Origin of the sequence: Corynebacterium sp. ACRQP (assembly GCF_022345915.1) — a bacterium.
GTDB classification, from domain to species: domain Bacteria; phylum Actinomycetota; class Actinomycetes; order Mycobacteriales; family Mycobacteriaceae; genus Corynebacterium; species Corynebacterium lehmanniae.
The window spans coordinates 189495-204873 of the sequence record NZ_JAKRMZ010000001.1 but is presented as its reverse complement, the minus strand read 5'-3'; the positions used below and the strand labels follow the sequence as shown (position 1 = coordinate 204873).

Sequence of the window (15379 nt, the reverse complement as noted above, 5' to 3'; positions counted from 1 at the left end):
CATGACGAGTAGAAACCAGGCAGAAGTTACCCAAACCGTGATCCTCCCGCAGTCGCGGGACGCGCTGTTTCTCACCCTCGGCTTCAAGGAAGGCGGCGAGGCGGCGGCGCTGGAGGTGCTGTCCAGCCTGTCCAGCCTGACCAACGCCGTGGGCTTCCGCTACCCCAAGGCGCACCTGACCGCGGTGGCCGGCATCGGTGCGAAGATGTGGGACCGCCTCTTCGCGCTGGACAAGCCGGAGCACCTGCACGAGTTCGTGGAGCTTCAGGGCGCTAAGCACCACGCGCCGTCCACCCCGGGCGATGTGTTCTTCCACATCCGCTCCGACGAGTTCGACGTCGCCTTCGAGCTGGCGCGCCGCATCAACGCGATCGTGGAAGACCACATCGACTACCACGACGAGGTCCACGCCTTCCAGTACCAGGACTTCCGCGACCCGCTCGGCTTCGTCGACGGCACTGAGAGCCCCCGCGGCCAGGAGGGCGTCGAGGTGGCGATCATCCGCGACGGCATCTGGAAGGGCGGCAGCTACATCGTCGAGCAGAAGTACGTGCACAACCTGAAGGACTGGAACGACCTGCCGGTGGAGGAGCAAGAACAGGTCATCGGCCGCACGAAGCACTCCGACATCGAACTGGACGAGAAAGCGCCGAACAGCCACGTCGCCGTCAACCAGGTCGAAGACGAGGACGGCAACGGCCTCGAGATCGTGCGCAACAACCTCTCCTTCGGCGACGCGCTGGGCAAGCAGGGCACCTTCTTCATGAGCTACGCCCGCGACCCCCGCGTTACCGAGGTGATGCTGCGGCGGATGTTCATCGGCGAGCCGGAGGGCAACTACGACCGCATCCTGGACTTCTCCGAGGCGCTGACCGGCTGCAACTTCTTCGCCCCGCCGCGCGTGTTCCTGGACCACTGCGCCGACTACGCCCACGCCCACCTGCGCGGTGAGGGCGGCCAGGAGCCGAACCAGCCGGCGATCAACCTGCCGCAGGGCAAGGCGGTCTTCCCGGACCGCGCGGACGTGCCCACCTCCCACAACGCCGAGGACATCGAGGCGGCGAAGGCCCGCTTCGAGGGCGCGCTACGCAGGGAGCAGTAGCTTTACGACGAGCCCGCCCCCGGCCCGCGCCGCCAACTCGAGCGAGCCACCGTGGGCCTTCGCTATCGCCTTGACCAGGGCCAACCCCAGCCCGTGGCCCGAACCTGAGGTGCGGTGGGCGCGGGCAAACGGCTCGGTCCAGGTGGCGACCTCTGCCGGGTCGAGCGGGTCGCCGCCGGATTCGACGGTGATCTCGGCGCCGGCCCCGACGCGCCGGAGCGCGATCGACCCGTCGGTGCCGTGGATCGCGGCGTTGCGCGCGACGTTGTCCACGGCCTGGCGGATCAGGGTGGGGGAGGCCTCGACCGTCAACGGCTCGGCGGTAACGGCCATGCCGTGGGCGGCGCCGACCTCGCGGCACGCGGCGGCCAGGTCGACCGGTGCGCGGTCGCGGACCTGCACGTTGGCCAGCTGCAGCAGCGCAGACACGGTCGCGGCGTTGCGGGCGTTGACCTCGCGGATCCGGCCGAGCGCCGGGCGCAGGTCAGCGTCGCCGCCGGAAAGCGCAACGTCGGCGACGGTCTGAATGGTCGCGATCGGGGTCTTCAGCTCATGCGAGGCGTTGGCGGCGAAGCGGCGCTGGCGCTCGACGGCGTCTGCGAGCTCGTCCAGCATGGCGTTTAAGGCCTCGGCCAGCTCGCCGACCTCGTCGCGGGGGCCGTCGTAGTCGATGCGGGCGGAAAGGTCGCCGCGGGTGACGGTGCGGGCGTCGTCGGCGATCGAGCGCAGCGGGGTGATCACCAGCCCCGCCACGAACCAGCCCACCACGCCCGCCAGCGCCGTGAGCAGCGCGAGCGCCCCGAGGGAGGCGAGGAGGATGCGGCGCAGGATCTCGTCGGTGACCGGCACGGCGCCGTCGATGACCACGCCGTCGTCCGCGCCCGGAAACGACGCCATCACCGGCACCGGGGTGAGCTTCAAGTACGCGTACACCAGTCCGATCAGCGCCAGGCCGACGCCGAGAACGGTGGCCACGAACATCACCGTGATCCGCGCCCGCAGGCTCAGCCTCATCGCTCGGCCTCCGCCACGTAATAGCCGGCGCCGGTGACGGTGTGCACGATGCGCGGCTCGCCGAGCTTCTTGCGCAGGTGCGACACCGTCACGCGCGGGGAGTTGGTGAACGGGTCGGCGTTTTCGTCCCAGGCCTCCGCCAGCAGGTCCTCGGCGGAGATCACCCCGCCGCCGGCCTCCATGAGCACCTTGAGCACCGCGAACTCCTTCGGGCTCAGGCTCACAGGTGTCTCGCCGCGGGTCACCTCGCGGCGGAAGGTGTCCAGGCGCACGTCCCCGCAGCGGTACACCTCGCCGCGCGCCGGCGCGTTGCGCTTCGCCAGGGCTTTCACCCGCGCCACCAGCTCCGGCAGCTCGAACGGCTTGGCCAAGTAGTCGTCGGCGCCGAGGTCGAAGCCCTCCAGCCGGTCGTCCAGCGCCCCGGACGCGGTCAGCATGATCACCCGCGTGGCGGGCTGGGACTCCACGACGTGCCTGCACACCGCGTCGCCGTGCACCCCGGGCAGGTCCCGGTCCAAAACGACGACGTCGGGCGGCAGCTCGTCGATTAGCTTCAGCGCCTCAAACCCGTCGTAGGCGACGCGTGTGTGCATCCCGGCGCGCGACAGGCCGGTGGCGATGGCGTCGGCGAGGAAGGCCTCGTCGTCCACGATAAGCACCCGAATTGTCATGGTTGCGATCGTATGCGCCGCGATGTTGCGCGCGCGTAAACATCCGGGTTAACGCGGGCGCAACACGCGGGTTCGTAGCTTCAAGCGGCATGCAGACCAGAATCGTTGGAATCGACGCGGCCCGGGCGGTGGCGCTTATGGCGATGATCGTCGCGCACCTCACCGCGCCGGGCGGCGTCGCTGCGCAGCTGCTGTTCGGCTTCCCCGCGGGGCTCTTCGCGTTCCTCGCCGGGGTGTCCATGGGGCTCATGCGCGCCCGGCCGGCGCAGTTCGTGGTGCGCGGGGCGTGCCTGATTGCGCTGCACTTCGCGCTGGTGCCGTTCTCCGGAACCATCGAGGTGGTCCTGGGCACGATCGGGATCTGCATGATCGTCCTCGCGTGGGCGCCGAGGCTGGATTCGGCGTGGCTTGCCTGGCTCGCCTTCGCCGGCACGTTGGGCTCCGCGGCGCTGGCCCCGTCCAGCTCGCCGTACCCGCCGCTGATGTGGGCAGTGCTCATGGTCGCCGGGATCCTGTTCGCGCGCCGCATGCCGCTGCGCGCCGGGGCGGCCATCGGGTGCGTGCTGTTCGCGGCCGATGTTGCGCTGCGGTGGTGGGTGCCGTTGCCCCTGCTTCTCGACGCCACCGGCCACGCCGGCGGGCTCGTCGATGTGGTGGGGACCGCCGGGGCGTCGATAGGCATCTGCTCCCTGTGCTGCCTGGCGGGGCGATGGCTGGGGTGGCTCGCGCCGCTGGGGCGGATGACGCTGACTCTGTATTGCCTGCACGTGCTGAGCGCGCAGTGGGTCGGGGTGTGGGTGAGTGTGATCGGCGCCGCCGTGATCGCGTACGGCTGGCTCGCCGTGTTCCGGCGCGGGCCGATGGAAAGTATTGTTCGCCGCCTTACGGCGGTGGTTGGAAAGGAAAATGATGAAAAAGTTGGCATTTAGTGTTGCAGTTGGTGTTGCAGTTGGTGTCGCATTGGCGGCGCAGCCCGCGTGGGCGATGGAATCCGAGCAGTTCGCCGGCGACGCGGCGGAAGCCGAACCGGTGGTCTCAGTGCGCGTGGACGACTCCGACCCCGACGACGGCGTCTGCACCGGCACCGCCATCGACCCGCACTGGGTGATCACGGCCCGCCACTGCGTCGAGGCGGCCGCCAAGCCCGGCGGCTCGGTGCGCACCGGCCAGGGCGAGGACCAGAAGGTGTTCCAGGTGGACCGCCACGAGGTCGCGCCCCGCGGCGACATCGCGCTGCTGCACACCACCGAAGACCTGGGGCTTTCCACCTACGCAACGGTTGCGGACACGGTGCCGTCGGGTGATGTGAATATCTACGGCTGGTCCTCCGACGGCTCCGGCGGCTCGACCAAGCTGCCCGCCGCGGAGGCGACGGTGCGCGGAGAATCGCCGCTCGCGCTTTTCGACGCTCCGTCCGCCCTCGACGTCGCTCTAAAGCACGGGGCGCGGATCCAGCCTGGCGACTCCGGCGGCGCCATCTTCTCCGGCGGCAAGGTCGCCGGCGTGATGTCGGCGGGCCTGTTCGAGGACCCGGAAAACCCGACCGAGGAGGAGATGAACTCCAACGGCGCGGTGGCGGTGGCACCGGTGGCGGAGCAAGCCGAATGGATCCGCGGCGTGGTCGCGGGTTCGGCGGATGCTGGAGTTGCTTCAGGGGGCGAATCCTCTGAGCCCGCCGCCTTCCTGCGCTACGTGGTGCTCGGCCTCGGCGCGCTCACGCTGGTGGCGGCCGGCCTGTTCATGGCCACCCGCCGCAAGCACGAGGGCTAGCGCTTAGCAATCGGCCCCAGCACCCCGTCTACCGCAAACGGGAACAGCAGTGCCACCAGGTTGGCCAGCCCGAAGGCGCCCGCGATGGCCACCGGGATGATCCAGCCGAGGTTGCCGGTGCTCGAGCCGTTGTCGGCAGCGGGCTCTGGCGTGCTCGGGGCGGGCTTGCTCGGGGCGGGCTCGTTCGGCGTGGGCTTGCTCGGCTCGGCCTGCCCCGCGGCGGGCGCGACCTCGACGGGGACGGTCACCTCGGTGCCGGCGTCAGTGGTGATGCGCAGTTCCTGGGCGCCAGACATCCCCGCCGGGACGGTGAGCTTCACGGTGGCGGTGCCGTACTCGTTGGCGGTCTGGTCGCCGTTGTTGGGGGAGATGGAGGCGGAACCGGAGGCGTCGCCAAGCGTTGCGGTGGCGGTGGTGGCGGCCTCGCCCTTGTCGAAGAGCAGGGAGCTGAGCTCGATGGTTGCCTCCTTGCCCGCGGTGAGCGGGGCGGGGAGGTGGACGCCCACGTTGGACTGGCCGGTGCGCTGCTTCTGGCCGGAGCTGAGCGCCTCCACCAGCGCGTTGAGGTCCACGTAGCCCAAGTTCGCGGGCTCGGAGCCCTTGGTGAAGGCCTTGAAGTTGTCGCCGCCGGCGAGCAGGAAGGTCGAGCCGGCCACCACGTAGGTCTTCTCCGGGTCGATCGGGGCGCCGTCGACGGTGACGGAGGTGATCTTGGAGCCGACCGGCGCGGCCGGGTCGTAGGTGTAGGAGACGTTGTCGGAAATGCCCAGCGGAAACATGGGGCGGTCCGGGTCGTCGCGCCACTGCTCCTCCAGCGCCTGTACCACGTCGGAGCCCTTCAGTTCGACGTAGGTGTTCTCGCCGCCGAACGGCTGGACGGAAAACGCCTGCTCGTAGGTGACGTCGCCGGCCTCGAGCTCGGCGCGGACGCCGCCCGCGTTCATCACGCCGATGTCGGCGGTGACCGACGAGTTCTGGGTCACGCCCTGGCGGGTCGCTTCCGCGATGTAGTTGTTGAGCTGGGACTCCTTGTCGCCCGCCTTGTACAGGTCCTCGTCCGTGTGCCCGATGACCTTCTTGCCCTCGGTGCCGGCCTTCGCCAGCGCGTCCTTGACCACGGCGTCGATTTCGGGCTGCGGGGTGTCGCAGGCGCGGATCGTGTCGGCGTCGAGAAGCTCGGCGTTTCTCACGGTCAGCTTCTTGGTGGCGCGGTCGAAGCTCAGGTCCACGTTGGCAAGGTTGGCGCCGTAGGAGCCGGCCTGGATCAAAAGCGGCTTCTCGCCGGTGGGCTCGATCGACTGGTGCGAGTGGCCGAGGAACGCCACGTCGACGGCGTCCGAGAACTCGTCGGCCTTGATGCCGCCCTCGTGCACGAGTGCGATGACCACGTCGGCCTCGCCGCTATCTTTTAGCTGCTCGGCGAGTTTGTTCGTGGTTGCGACCGGGTCGTTCCAGGCGATGCCCTCGATGGACTTCGGGTTGACCAGGTTCGGCATGTCGTCGGTGATGGTGCCCACGAAGGCGACCTTCGCGCCGTCGAGGTCCTTGACCACGTAGTCCTTCGTGTTCTTCACAGTCTTGGCGTTGGCGGCGAGGTAGTCGAAGTCCGCGGCCTTGGTGACGCGGTTTGAGAAGTCCTCGGCGCCCTCGTCGAGCTCGTGGTTGCCCAGTGCGGAGACTTGGAGGTTCATCCGGTTGAGGATCTCCAGGGTGGGGGCGTCGTTGAGCAGCTTCGATGCGAAGGGGGAGGCGCCGATGTTGTCGCCGGCGGAGGTGAAGACGTGGGTCTTGCCCGCGGCGGCCTCGTCTACGGCGCACTTGAGGTGGGCTGCGCCCGGGACGTACTTCGTTTCCTCCCAGTAGCCGTGGAAGTCAGTGACGTTGGAGATGGTGAACTCGGAGGTCTCGGCCGCCAGCGCCGCCGGGGTGAACGGGGTGAAGGCGGCGGCGAGGGCGGCGGTGGTGGTCGCGGTGATCAGCTGGATGCGGTAACGGGCGGACACGAGGGGCCTTTCTTTCTTAGGTAGGTTGTGTGAGAGCAACCTTAGAAAGGCCGTTTTGCGGTGAGGTTTCTTTCAGGTGAATTCTGGGTAGCGGACAAGGAGGTCGTCGCCGACGACGGCGCCGTCGTTCAAGGTTGCATTGCTTATCGACGCCCCCTCCGCCGTGGTCCCCATAATGTGGCCAACCTCGTCCCCGTGGGCGATGAGGTGGTCGGCGATGATGCGGCGGTGGCAGCGCCACCACACCGCTTCGGAGCACATCACGGCGGTGGGGGTTTCGGCGGCGTGCTGGCGCAGTTCGGCGAGGGCGTCGGCGAACTCGCTTCCGAGGGCATGGTCGGCGTAGTTGTGGAAGCTGCGGTTGCGCCAGTTGCCGTTGAGCTCGAAGGGGACGGTGTGTGAGACGTTGCGGCGGCCGGTGAGGCCCTCGCTGCGACTGTACGCGATGCCGTGCTCGGGTAGTTGCGCGGCGAGGTGGTCGTCGTTGAACCACGGGTACTTGCGGGACCCGGGGAGTTTGCGCACGTCAACGATGGACTTCACCCCGGCTGCGGAAAGCATCGCGGTGAAGTCGTCGAAGTCGAGGTTGGAGTGGCCCACGGTGTAAATGCGCATGCCGACCACGCTACGCTCAGGGGTGTCACACCCGTATCGGTGTCCAGGCATCTTTCATCGGCGGGTGGTCGGGCGGGTAGAACGCGGGGTCGCGGCCAGTGTGTTTGGCGCACTCGCACCTGCCCTTCGCGGCATAAATCCTGCTCACCGCCGAATGTTTCGCCGGGACTGATTGGTTAAATTGCAACGGGTCGCTCGGGCGCCGTCGGAACCCTGACCTGCCCGTATTGGGGTCGAAATCCATGTACCCCTTGTTAAAGGAGCCGTCTCTGTGGTCGTTGTTGCACCTGTGGTGCTCGCGACATAGCCCGGTGAGGTTTTCGATGTCGGTGTTTCCGCCTTTGATCCACGCGAGGATGTGGTGGGCCTCGCACTCCGACATGGCCGCGGTGCACCCGAGCCAGGAGCAGACCCCTTGCACCGCAAACATTGCGATGCGCTGGGCCACCGACGCCAGCCGGCTGGTGCGCCCCATCCACAGCGGCACGGAGCTGACCCCGTCGACTTGCAGCAGGAAGTCGGTTGTACCGTCCATGCCCAGGCGAACGAGGTCGAAGCAGTCCACCTCGATGCCGGTGTTGGTGTCGAAGAGCATCGCGGCGTCGCCGTCCGCGAGGTCGTCGAGAGTCAGCGCAAGCACCACGGAGGCGGCGCCGTCGTTCGACTTCTGGCATTGCTCCTCGTACTGCTCAAAGATGGCGAAAAACTGATCGAATCGGCGTTGCTCCGGTGTGCGCGAATCCGCCTCGCCCTGCAGTTCCTCCGGCAGGTTCGAGTTCGGCGCCAGCCCTTTGTCCATGTGCGCCTTCATTAGCGCCGCGTGGCCGGCGGTGGCGTTGATGTGGATGTCCACCATGCCGTCTGCCTTGCGACGGCCAAAGGTGGCACTCCTCTTTTCAAACCCGGCGTTCGGGTTGGAGTGGGGCGCGTGCTTCCGGTTCGCCGCGTTCACCGCCTTGCGCACGAACAGGCGCAGGTCCTCGGGGCTGCGGTGCAGTGCTTCCTCCATAGCCTCAGAATGAATGCGGGTTCGCTCGCAGGACGCGGCCTTGAGCAGTTTGTCCAGCTCGCGGCGGATAATGTCCTGCTTTTCCGCGCTGACCTTCGACGAGTTCTCGCGCGCTTTCTTCTGGCGGGCGCGCTCTTCTTCAGCGGCGGCCTGGGCTTCGGCCTCGGCATCCTCGCCGGCCAAGTCGAACAGGTCCTCCTCGTCTTCGGGCAGGGGAGGGGTGGGCTCCGGCGGTGCGCCGTACAGCAACCGGCCGCGCTCGAGGCGGTTGTAGGCCTCGCTCTTGGACAGGTCCAGGCACTGTTGCAGGTACGCGTTCGGGTAATTGGCCCCGACGACGCGCCCGGCATCGTCCCGGTCGGCGATGAAGGCGAATGCTGCGTCGATAGATGCCTTCTTTTTGAACTGCTCCTCCAGGCGCTCCATGTCGTGTCGGACGTCCTCAAATGCGAGGGCGGAGGGGTCCTCGAACAGTGTGCTAAGCGTGCGCAGCGCTGAAGAAATCTCGTCGACGCACCGGGTAATCTCGCTGGTCATGGCCCCTCCTTCCTACCGGGAGTGTGGTTGTTTGAAAGTGATGAACTCAATCTAACAACGCGGCCGACACGGCCATCCCAGAATTAGAACACCTGTTCGAAGGTGGGTTAATTCAGCACTTCAAACGTGTCTTCGGGCGAGATCCACAGGGCACCGAGAGGCATCGAAGTATCGGAAGGGAAGCCGATATCGTCCTTGTCTTTCAGAATTCTGATTCTCTCGCCAACGCGGCCTTCCCACTCAATGTTTTTCTCTTCAGGGCCTCGCGGCCACAGCTCGCGGCTGCCTAACGCGACATACTGAATCTCCTTTGTATCGGTGCCGCCACCGACAAACCCCGTCACAGACATGGGCTGATCCAGCCAAAGTAAAAAGTACTCGCTTTGCGGATCCTGGCCGTTGGGCATGTCTAAGCCACGCGGCGCCATAAGCTCTTCACCGGTTTTGCGCACCACATTGCCCACGAACTCGATCTGAATCGAAGGAGCAGTTTGCGAATCACCCCCGCTCGCACTCTCGCCGGAGGGTGGAAGCACCGTCAGGTTGCCGTCGCGAAGCGGCTGCGGGTTGCTCACCGGGATCCAGTCGATGAGTTGGTGGTCCGGGAGGTGGCCTTCGCTAGGGAAGGTCTCCTTTGCGCCTCCGCTTAGCGACGTGCCATGCAACGTAAACAGCTCAGAAACGGATTCCTTGCCCAGCGACGACCCGCTGATCTGGTACACGCCCCTGCCACTCGCAGACGCCCGCACCGCCAACCGGCCGCCACCGTTGCCGGGCGCGCCCATCATGAGCACGTCCGTGGACGCGCGCGCCTTGCCGTCGTCGCCGATGGTGAACACGATCACCGGTGTGGTGTCGCTGCCACCGACCGCGAGCAGGAGTTCGGGCGTGCCGCCACCGGTGGCCTCAACCAGGGCGTACTCGTAGGTGCCGTCGGGGGTGTACTGCGCCGCGGCGTTCACGGGGTAGTCGCCGGGGTGGGAGAGGACCCATTCGTACTCGGTGCGCCAATCGGCGGCGTTCTCAGCCTCGCCCTCAGCCTTAGTCTCGCCCGCATCAGGCTCCGCCACCGCGCCCGAATCCGGATCCACCCACTGCGTGGACGTGACCACCACGGTTTCGCGCTCGCCACCCCCCGCGCAACCCGAAACCAGCCCGACAGAACCAACCACACCCAGCGCCACCACGCGTCGCAACATCATGCACCCACTCTAACCGTCGGGCACAGGAAACTCCCGGTTATTTCCCAAGCTCCTTGCGGCGCTCGGCGGCGAGTTTCAGCCGCTCGGCGCGATCGGAGCGTTCCTTCTCCAGCAGTTCCTCGAGGATCTCGTCCTCCTCGTCGGAGATGTCGAAGACGGCGTACCAAGCGACCGCGAGAATGCCCACCACCGGCCACACCACCCAGGCGTAGTCCAGGTCGAGCCCGATCTGCAGCACGAAAAATACCGCTAGGCCGCCGATCAACGTGGTGTAGATCGCGGTGTCCAACTTCCGCTTCGCGGAGAGCTTTTCCTCCAGTTCAACCTCAGACGGCTCGCGCTTATCCAATGCGACGGGCTCGGCCGGGAGGTCGTCGAAAAGCACCGAAAGCTCCCCGCGCGTGCGAGCAACCGCCGCCTGACCTGTGCGTTCCTCGAACTCGCCCACATCGAGGTAGCCGTCCGCGAACAGGGTGCCCAGCCGGTCCAGCGCGTCCGAACGCTCGGCATCGCCCACGCGGATTTCGTCCATCATCGCTCCCAACTTGCGCTTGCCCCTACGGCAAGCTGTTCAATCGCAATCATGGCAGATGGTAACGAGTACACGATTGGCGAAGCCGCGGAGGCCCTCGGCGTATCCACGAAGGCGCTGCGCCACTGGGAGGCGATCGGCCTCATCGCGCCCGCGCGCACCTGGGCCGACCACCGCGTCTACAGCGAGGCCGACCTCGAGCGCGGCGCGGCCATCGCTCTCTACCGCGGCGTCGGCGTGCCGCTTGCGCAGATCGCCAAGCTTCTCGACGCCTCCGGGGCCACCCTCACCCGCGCCCTCAAACACCACCAGGAAGCACTCGCTTCTCGACGGCGCACGCTCGACGCCCAGCTCGCATCTGTCCAGCACCTCATTGACAACGCAACGAAAGGAACCATCAACATGGACGCAATGAAGAAGTACCTCGGCGAGGATATGCCCGCCTACCAGGAAGAAGCCGAGCAGCGCTGGGGTGATACCCCGGAGTGGGCGCAGTCCCAGGAAAAGCTCGCGCAGATGGGCGAAGGCGACTTCAAGCGCCTCAAGGATGAACAGGACGCGCTCGCCGCGGACCTGGTCAAAGCCCGTGACGCCGGCGTGGAACCCGGCTCCGAAGAAGCCGCGGCCCTAGTGGAGCGGCATCGCGCCAGCATCGCCCAGTGGTACGACGCCACCCCGGCTCGCCAACTCATCCTCGCGCGCATGTACGTTGGCGACCCCCGCTTCCACGAGGCGTACAACGGCGCGCAGGATTACCTGCTCGAGCTGGTCACCGCCCACGCGGCGGCTGAAGGTGTGGACGTGGACAACCCGCAGTGGGGCTAGCCACACCCCACTTGTCCTCCCTACACGGGGCAGACCACGGGCACACCGGCGTCGTCTAGGACGCGGGCGCGGAAGCCGTACACGTCTTCGAGCAGGTCGGGAGTGAGCACCGCATGGGGTGTGTCTTGGCCGACGAGGCGGCCGGCCTTGAGCACGAGTAGCTCGTCGCAGTAGCGGGCGGCGAGGTTGAGGTCGTGGATGGCCACCAGCGCCACCCGGTCGGTCCCGCGGACCTCGTCGCAGATGAGCTGGAGCAGTTCGACTTGGTGGCGTAGGTCGAGGGCGGACGTGGGTTCGTCGAGAAGCATGACGCTCGGCTCGCGCACCAGCATCTGCGCAACAGCGACGAGCTGGCGCTGACCACCCGACATGTCCGAGACCAGCCGGTCGGACAGATGCGTGATACCCAAACGGTGCATGACATCGGCGGTGCGCTCCAGCGGATCCCACCCGTCGACGCCGCGGCGGCGGGCGGAGACCATGACCGATTCGAACGCGGTCAGCGTGGCGCTGCTCAACAGGTCCTGCGGCACATAGCCGATCGCCTCCACGCGGTCCCTGCCGGTGAGCTCCGTGCCGCCCTTGCTGATGGTCACCGACCCCGCCGTCGGCTTTTTAATCCCGGCGATGGCTTTGACCAGCGTCGACTTGCCGGCGGCATTGGGGCCGATCAGGCCGACGACCGTCCCGCCCTCGAGCGGGCCGAACGACAACGAGTGCACGATGGTGGACCGTCCGTAGGAAACGGAGAGGTTCTGCGCGCTAACAGTCATGGTTTTAGGCCCCCTTCCGGCGGGCACGGGTGAAGATGAGGAACACGAAAAACGGCACGCCGACCAGCGAGGTGATGATGCCGATCGGGATGGCCAGGCCGGGGATGATAGACAGCGACACGGCGTACGCCAGGCTCAGCAGCATCGCGCCCGCGGCGGCCGCGGCGGGGAGGAAAAACTTCTGGTCCTCGCCCACGAGCATGCGCGCCACGTGGGGTCCGACGAGCCCGATGAACCCGATGATGCCGGTAAACGCCACAGACGCGGCCGCCAAAAACGATGCGACGAGCAGGGTGGCAAGGCGCAGGCGTTTGACGTCGATGCCGAGGGCGGCGGCGCGGTCGTCGCCAAGCCGCAGCGCGGTCAGGCGCCACGCGTTGGCCACGCAGAACGGGATCGCCGCAGCGAGGACAACAGCGAGGATGATGTTCGCTGTCCAATTTGCGCGCTGCATCGACCCCATAGTCCAGAAGACGATCTGCTGTAGCGCCTCGACGTTGGCGCCGTACTGCAGCAGCGACAGCAAGGCCTGGAAGAAGAAGGACAGTGCGATGCCGAGCAGGATCATCGACTCGGCCGTGGCACCGCGCCACACTGAAGCGCCCGCCACAATCGCCACGGCGATCAGCGCCGCCAGCGCGGCGGTGGCGGCGAGGTTGAACTGCGGGTTGGCCACCAGCGACCAGCCCATCACGATGGACAGCGCGGCGCCGAACGCCGCTGCGGCCGAGATACCGAGGGTGAACGGCTCCGCCAGCGGGTTGTCCAAAATCGTCTGCATCTGGCCGCCCGCAAGCCCCAGCGCGGCACCGCACAGCACCGCCATCACCGCGGCCGGCAGGCGCAGCGTGCGAATCACCACCAGGGTCTGCTCGTCCACCCGCTCCGGGCGGAACACCGCGTTAAACACGTCGGCCGCAGCGATGTCGATCGGGCCGACCACAACGGCAAACAGGAAGCTCACCACTACCGCGACCAGCAGGCCGGCAATGGCGAAGGACTTCTTCCGCCCGCGCTTGAGGTAGCTGTCAATCGCGGTCTGGCGGGCGTCCTCAGCCACGTCAGGTTTCGCGGGCACGTGCGTGGTCATGCCCTAGATCGCCTCCGGGTGTGCTGGGTCGGCGAAGAACACGCCGCTGTACTCGAACGGCAGCCATTCCTTGTGGAAGTCCTTGAAGTCCTGCGCGGGGTCCAGGTCCGCGAACTCCTCCGGGTGCAGCCACTTCGCAAACGCTTCGAGGGCGAACACGTTGAAGGGGTTGTCGTAGAACTGGTGGTAGATGGCGAAGTAGTTGCCTTCCTTTGGTGCGTCGAGAAGCTCCATGCCCGGCTGCTGCAGCGGGCCTTCGCACGTTTCGAGCACGAGGTCGGGGTTGGACTGGTAGCCCAGCTCAACGTGGCGGAAGGTGTCTGCCTTGTTCGGGTCGCGCGCCCACTCGCCGCCGGTGACGATGAGCTTGTCGGGATTGAGCTCGACCAGCTTCTCCGGGGTGATGGTCTTCGTCTCCGGGCCGAGCACCTCGGGGCCCAAGTTGTGCCCGCCAGCTGCCGTGATCAGGGTGCCCAAGTGCACATCTCCGGCGACGGCGCAGCAATCGCTGAACCCGGCGGCCGTCCACAGCAACACATCCGGCTTATCAGTGATCTTCGCCGCCCGGTCAGTGATCTCCTTGACCTTGGCCTGGTAGAACTCGTTGTACTTCTGCGCACGCTCGCTCTGGCCGAGCAGGTCGCCCAGCAGCTGCATGGACACCGTGGTGTTTTCCAGCGGCTTCTGGCGGAAATCGATGAACGCGTAGGTGATGCCGGCCGCGTCCAAATCGGAGATGAAGCCGCTTTCTTCCACGGACTTCTTCTGGTCCAGCGTCATGATCACCACGTCCGGCTTCTGCGCCAGCAGGTTCTCCACGGTGACGTCGCCCTTCTGGATCATGCCGATCTCCGGCATGTCCTTCGCTTCTGGCTGCATCTCGAAGAGTTTCTCGCGGAACGCCCCGGCCGCCTTTTCCAAGTCCTGGCCGTAGGCGACGACGTTGTCCAGCGGATTGTCCTGCAGCAGGGCAGTGGCGTACGCCGCGCGGCCCTCCGCCAGCACGATGCGCTCCGGCAGTTCGTCGAACTGGAGCGTGCGGCCGGCGGCATCGGTGACGGTGACCGCGCCCTCGGCGGATCGGGTCTGAGTTCTGGCAGCGGTGCCGCCCGCCTCTGTGCTGACTTCGGCGCTGACCTCAGTGCCGGTTTCGTTGCCGGCAGTGGGGGCCGTCTCGCCGCTCGAGCAGGCGACCAGTCCGCAGACGGTGGCAAGTGAGACGGCGAGGGTGCCGATCCGGTGTGAACGTTTCACTACGTTTCCCTTCGTTAGGTGACGTTAGCCTAAGCTAAATTGCAGGAACTATGGCGACACTAAGGTAAGCCTAAGTTGAGTGTCAACTGTCACGGGGGGAGCAGTGGGGCTAAGCGCTTTTGCCCTTCTTCCCAGACCCAGACTTCCCACCACCGGAGGACCGCTTATCCAGCGACGCCTTCAGCGCGGACATCAGGTCCACCACGTTGTCGTCGTCCTCGGAACCGGAACCGTCCTCCGAACCATCCGAACCGAACGTCGCCTCGGTGTCCAGGGTCTCGCCCTGCTCGAACTTCGCGTCGATGAGTTTGCGCAGCTCGGCCTGGTAGTCGTCTTCGAACTCTTCGGGCGTGAAGTCGGAGGCGTAGGACTCCACGAGCTGCTTGGATAGCTTCAGCTCTTTCTCGCCGATCTTCGCGCGGGACTTGGTGCCCTTGAATTCGTCGTCGAAGTCGAGCTCGCGCACCTCGTCGGCCCACATCAGGCCCTGCAGCACGATGACCTTGTTCACCACCCGCAGCACGCCCAACCTGGTCTTTTGCCGCAGGGCGAAGCGCACCACGGCGATCAGCTCCGAATCCAGCAGGGTCTGCCGCAGCAGCAGGTACGACTTCGGCGTTTTGCCCTCGGGAGCTAGGTAGTAGGACTTCTCCAGCATCAGCGGGTCGATCTGGTCGGCGGGGACGAACTGCACGACTTCGATCTCGTCGTTGTCTGCTTCGGGCAGCGAGTCGAAGTCCTCGTCGGTGAGCACGACCGTGTCGCCGTCCTCCTCAAACGCCTTGTCGATGTGCTTGTACTCCACCTTCTCGCCGCAGACTTCGCAGCGCCGTTCGTAGCGGATCCGCCCGCCGTCCTTGTCGTGGACCTGGTGGAACGACAAGTCGTGGTCCTCGGTCGCCCCGTACGCCTTGACGGGGACGTTGACAAGGCCAAATGTGACGGAACCTGTCCATACTGCGCGCATGCGCCTCACTTTACG

At 66.5% G+C, this 15379-nt stretch carries 15 protein-coding genes; 4 read left to right on the top strand and 11 right to left on the bottom strand.

Translation table 11 applies throughout. The features are described 5' to 3' along the window. Nucleotide 1: 1 nt before the first annotated feature. Entirely contained in the window at nucleotides 2-1102 is a 1101-nt protein-coding gene (locus MHY23_RS00960) for a Dyp-type peroxidase (protein WP_239306036.1), read from the top strand. On the opposite strand, the gene MHY23_RS00955 is transcribed toward MHY23_RS00960, so the two are convergent. Both MHY23_RS00955 and MHY23_RS00950 read right to left on the bottom strand, forming a co-directional pair. Beyond that, nucleotides 1085-2116 carry a HAMP domain-containing sensor histidine kinase gene (locus tag MHY23_RS00955; RefSeq protein ID WP_239306035.1) on the bottom strand — a complete coding sequence of 344 codons (1032 nt, stop codon included), beginning with the start codon at nucleotides 2114-2116 and terminating at the stop codon, nucleotides 1085-1087. The genes MHY23_RS00960 and MHY23_RS00955 overlap by 18 nt on opposite strands. Further along, a complete protein-coding gene (locus MHY23_RS00950; protein WP_239306092.1) occupies nucleotides 2113-2781 on the bottom strand; it encodes a response regulator transcription factor in 669 nt (222 codons plus the stop codon). The genes MHY23_RS00955 and MHY23_RS00950 overlap by 4 nt, the downstream gene beginning before the upstream one ends. Nucleotides 2782-2876: 95 nt before the next feature. On the opposite strand from MHY23_RS00950, the gene MHY23_RS00945 reads away from it, so the two are divergent. Continuing rightward, on the top strand, nucleotides 2877-3716 hold the full coding sequence (locus MHY23_RS00945; protein ID WP_239306034.1) for a DUF418 domain-containing protein: 840 nt from the start codon (nucleotides 2877-2879) through the stop codon (nucleotides 3714-3716). Beyond that, entirely contained in the window at nucleotides 3694-4557 is an 864-nt protein-coding gene (locus MHY23_RS00940; protein WP_239306033.1) for a trypsin-like serine protease, read from the top strand. Before MHY23_RS00945 ends, MHY23_RS00940 begins: the two co-directional genes overlap by 23 nt. On the opposite strand, the gene MHY23_RS00935 is transcribed toward MHY23_RS00940, so the two are convergent. From MHY23_RS00935 to MHY23_RS00915, 5 genes are all read right to left on the bottom strand, one after another. Next, entirely contained in the window at nucleotides 4554-6560 is a 2007-nt protein-coding gene (locus MHY23_RS00935) for a bifunctional UDP-sugar hydrolase/5'-nucleotidase (RefSeq protein WP_239306032.1), read from the bottom strand. The two genes, MHY23_RS00940 and MHY23_RS00935, sit on opposite strands and share 4 nt — an antisense overlap. A gap of 72 nt (nucleotides 6561-6632) precedes the next feature. Then, nucleotides 6633-7175, bottom strand: a complete 543-nt coding sequence (locus tag MHY23_RS00930) for a DUF488 family protein (RefSeq protein WP_239306031.1) — start codon at nucleotides 7173-7175, stop codon at nucleotides 6633-6635. Between the two features lie 25 nt (nucleotides 7176-7200). Beyond that, nucleotides 7201-8721, bottom strand: coding sequence for an HNH endonuclease signature motif containing protein (locus MHY23_RS00925; RefSeq protein ID WP_239306030.1), 1521 nt, complete (start codon nucleotides 8719-8721; stop codon nucleotides 7201-7203). Between the two features lie 107 nt (nucleotides 8722-8828). Then, the gene (locus tag MHY23_RS00920; protein WP_239306029.1) at nucleotides 8829-9923 is read right to left on the bottom strand and encodes a hypothetical protein; all 1095 of its coding nucleotides are present in this window, start codon (nucleotides 9921-9923) and stop codon (nucleotides 8829-8831) included. A 37-nt stretch (nucleotides 9924-9960) separates the two neighbouring features. Then, the gene (locus tag MHY23_RS00915; protein ID WP_239306028.1) at nucleotides 9961-10458 is read right to left on the bottom strand and encodes a DUF1707 domain-containing protein; all 498 of its coding nucleotides are present in this window, start codon (nucleotides 10456-10458) and stop codon (nucleotides 9961-9963) included. Nucleotides 10459-10506: 48 nt separating this feature from the next. On the opposite strand from MHY23_RS00915, the gene MHY23_RS00910 reads away from it, so the two are divergent. Continuing rightward, on the top strand, nucleotides 10507-11280 hold the full coding sequence (locus MHY23_RS00910; RefSeq protein WP_239306027.1) for a MerR family transcriptional regulator: 774 nt from the start codon (nucleotides 10507-10509) through the stop codon (nucleotides 11278-11280). A 20-nt stretch (nucleotides 11281-11300) separates the two neighbouring features. Here MHY23_RS00910 and MHY23_RS00905 read toward each other — a convergent pair whose 3' ends face one another. From MHY23_RS00905 to MHY23_RS00890, 4 genes are all read right to left on the bottom strand, one after another. After that, the gene (locus MHY23_RS00905; RefSeq protein WP_181888141.1) at nucleotides 11301-12053 is read right to left on the bottom strand and encodes an ABC transporter ATP-binding protein; all 753 of its coding nucleotides are present in this window, start codon (nucleotides 12051-12053) and stop codon (nucleotides 11301-11303) included. A 4-nt stretch (nucleotides 12054-12057) separates the two neighbouring features. Continuing rightward, entirely contained in the window at nucleotides 12058-13143 is a 1086-nt protein-coding gene (locus MHY23_RS00900; protein WP_239306026.1) for an iron ABC transporter permease, read from the bottom strand. 3 nt (nucleotides 13144-13146) lie between these two features. Next, nucleotides 13147-14397, bottom strand: coding sequence for an ABC transporter substrate-binding protein (locus MHY23_RS00895; RefSeq protein ID WP_239306025.1), 1251 nt, complete (start codon nucleotides 14395-14397; stop codon nucleotides 13147-13149). A gap of 109 nt (nucleotides 14398-14506) precedes the next feature. Beyond that, nucleotides 14507-15364, bottom strand: a complete 858-nt coding sequence (locus tag MHY23_RS00890) for a Ku protein (protein ID WP_239306024.1) — start codon at nucleotides 15362-15364, stop codon at nucleotides 14507-14509. Between the last annotated feature and the right edge of the window lie 15 nt (nucleotides 15365-15379).

Excerpts from the sequence above, each read along its gene's own strand:
- MHY23_RS00960 (WP_239306036.1), top strand. The coding sequence starts at position 2 with ATGACGAGTAGAAACCAGGCAGAAGTTACCCAAACCGTGATCCTCCCG.
- MHY23_RS00955 (WP_239306035.1), bottom strand. The coding sequence starts at position 2,116 with ATGAGGCTGAGCCTGCGGGCGCGGATCACGGTGATGTTCGTGGCCACC.
- MHY23_RS00945 (WP_239306034.1), top strand. The coding sequence starts at position 2,877 with ATGCAGACCAGAATCGTTGGAATCGACGCGGCCCGGGCGGTGGCGCTT.
- MHY23_RS00940 (WP_239306033.1), top strand. The coding sequence starts at position 3,694 with ATGATGAAAAAGTTGGCATTTAGTGTTGCAGTTGGTGTTGCAGTTGGT.
- MHY23_RS00930 (WP_239306031.1), bottom strand. The coding sequence starts at position 7,175 with ATGCGCATTTACACCGTGGGCCACTCCAACCTCGACTTCGACGACTTC.
- MHY23_RS00925 (WP_239306030.1), bottom strand. The coding sequence starts at position 8,721 with ATGACCAGCGAGATTACCCGGTGCGTCGACGAGATTTCTTCAGCGCTG.
- MHY23_RS00920 (WP_239306029.1), bottom strand. The coding sequence starts at position 9,923 with ATGATGTTGCGACGCGTGGTGGCGCTGGGTGTGGTTGGTTCTGTCGGG.
- MHY23_RS00915 (WP_239306028.1), bottom strand. The coding sequence starts at position 10,458 with ATGATGGACGAAATCCGCGTGGGCGATGCCGAGCGTTCGGACGCGCTG.
- MHY23_RS00910 (WP_239306027.1), top strand. The coding sequence starts at position 10,507 with ATGGCAGATGGTAACGAGTACACGATTGGCGAAGCCGCGGAGGCCCTC.
- MHY23_RS00905 (WP_181888141.1), bottom strand. The coding sequence starts at position 12,053 with ATGACTGTTAGCGCGCAGAACCTCTCCGTTTCCTACGGACGGTCCACC.
- MHY23_RS00900 (WP_239306026.1), bottom strand. The coding sequence starts at position 13,143 with ATGACCACGCACGTGCCCGCGAAACCTGACGTGGCTGAGGACGCCCGC.
- MHY23_RS00890 (WP_239306024.1), bottom strand. The coding sequence starts at position 15,364 with ATGCGCGCAGTATGGACAGGTTCCGTCACATTTGGCCTTGTCAACGTC.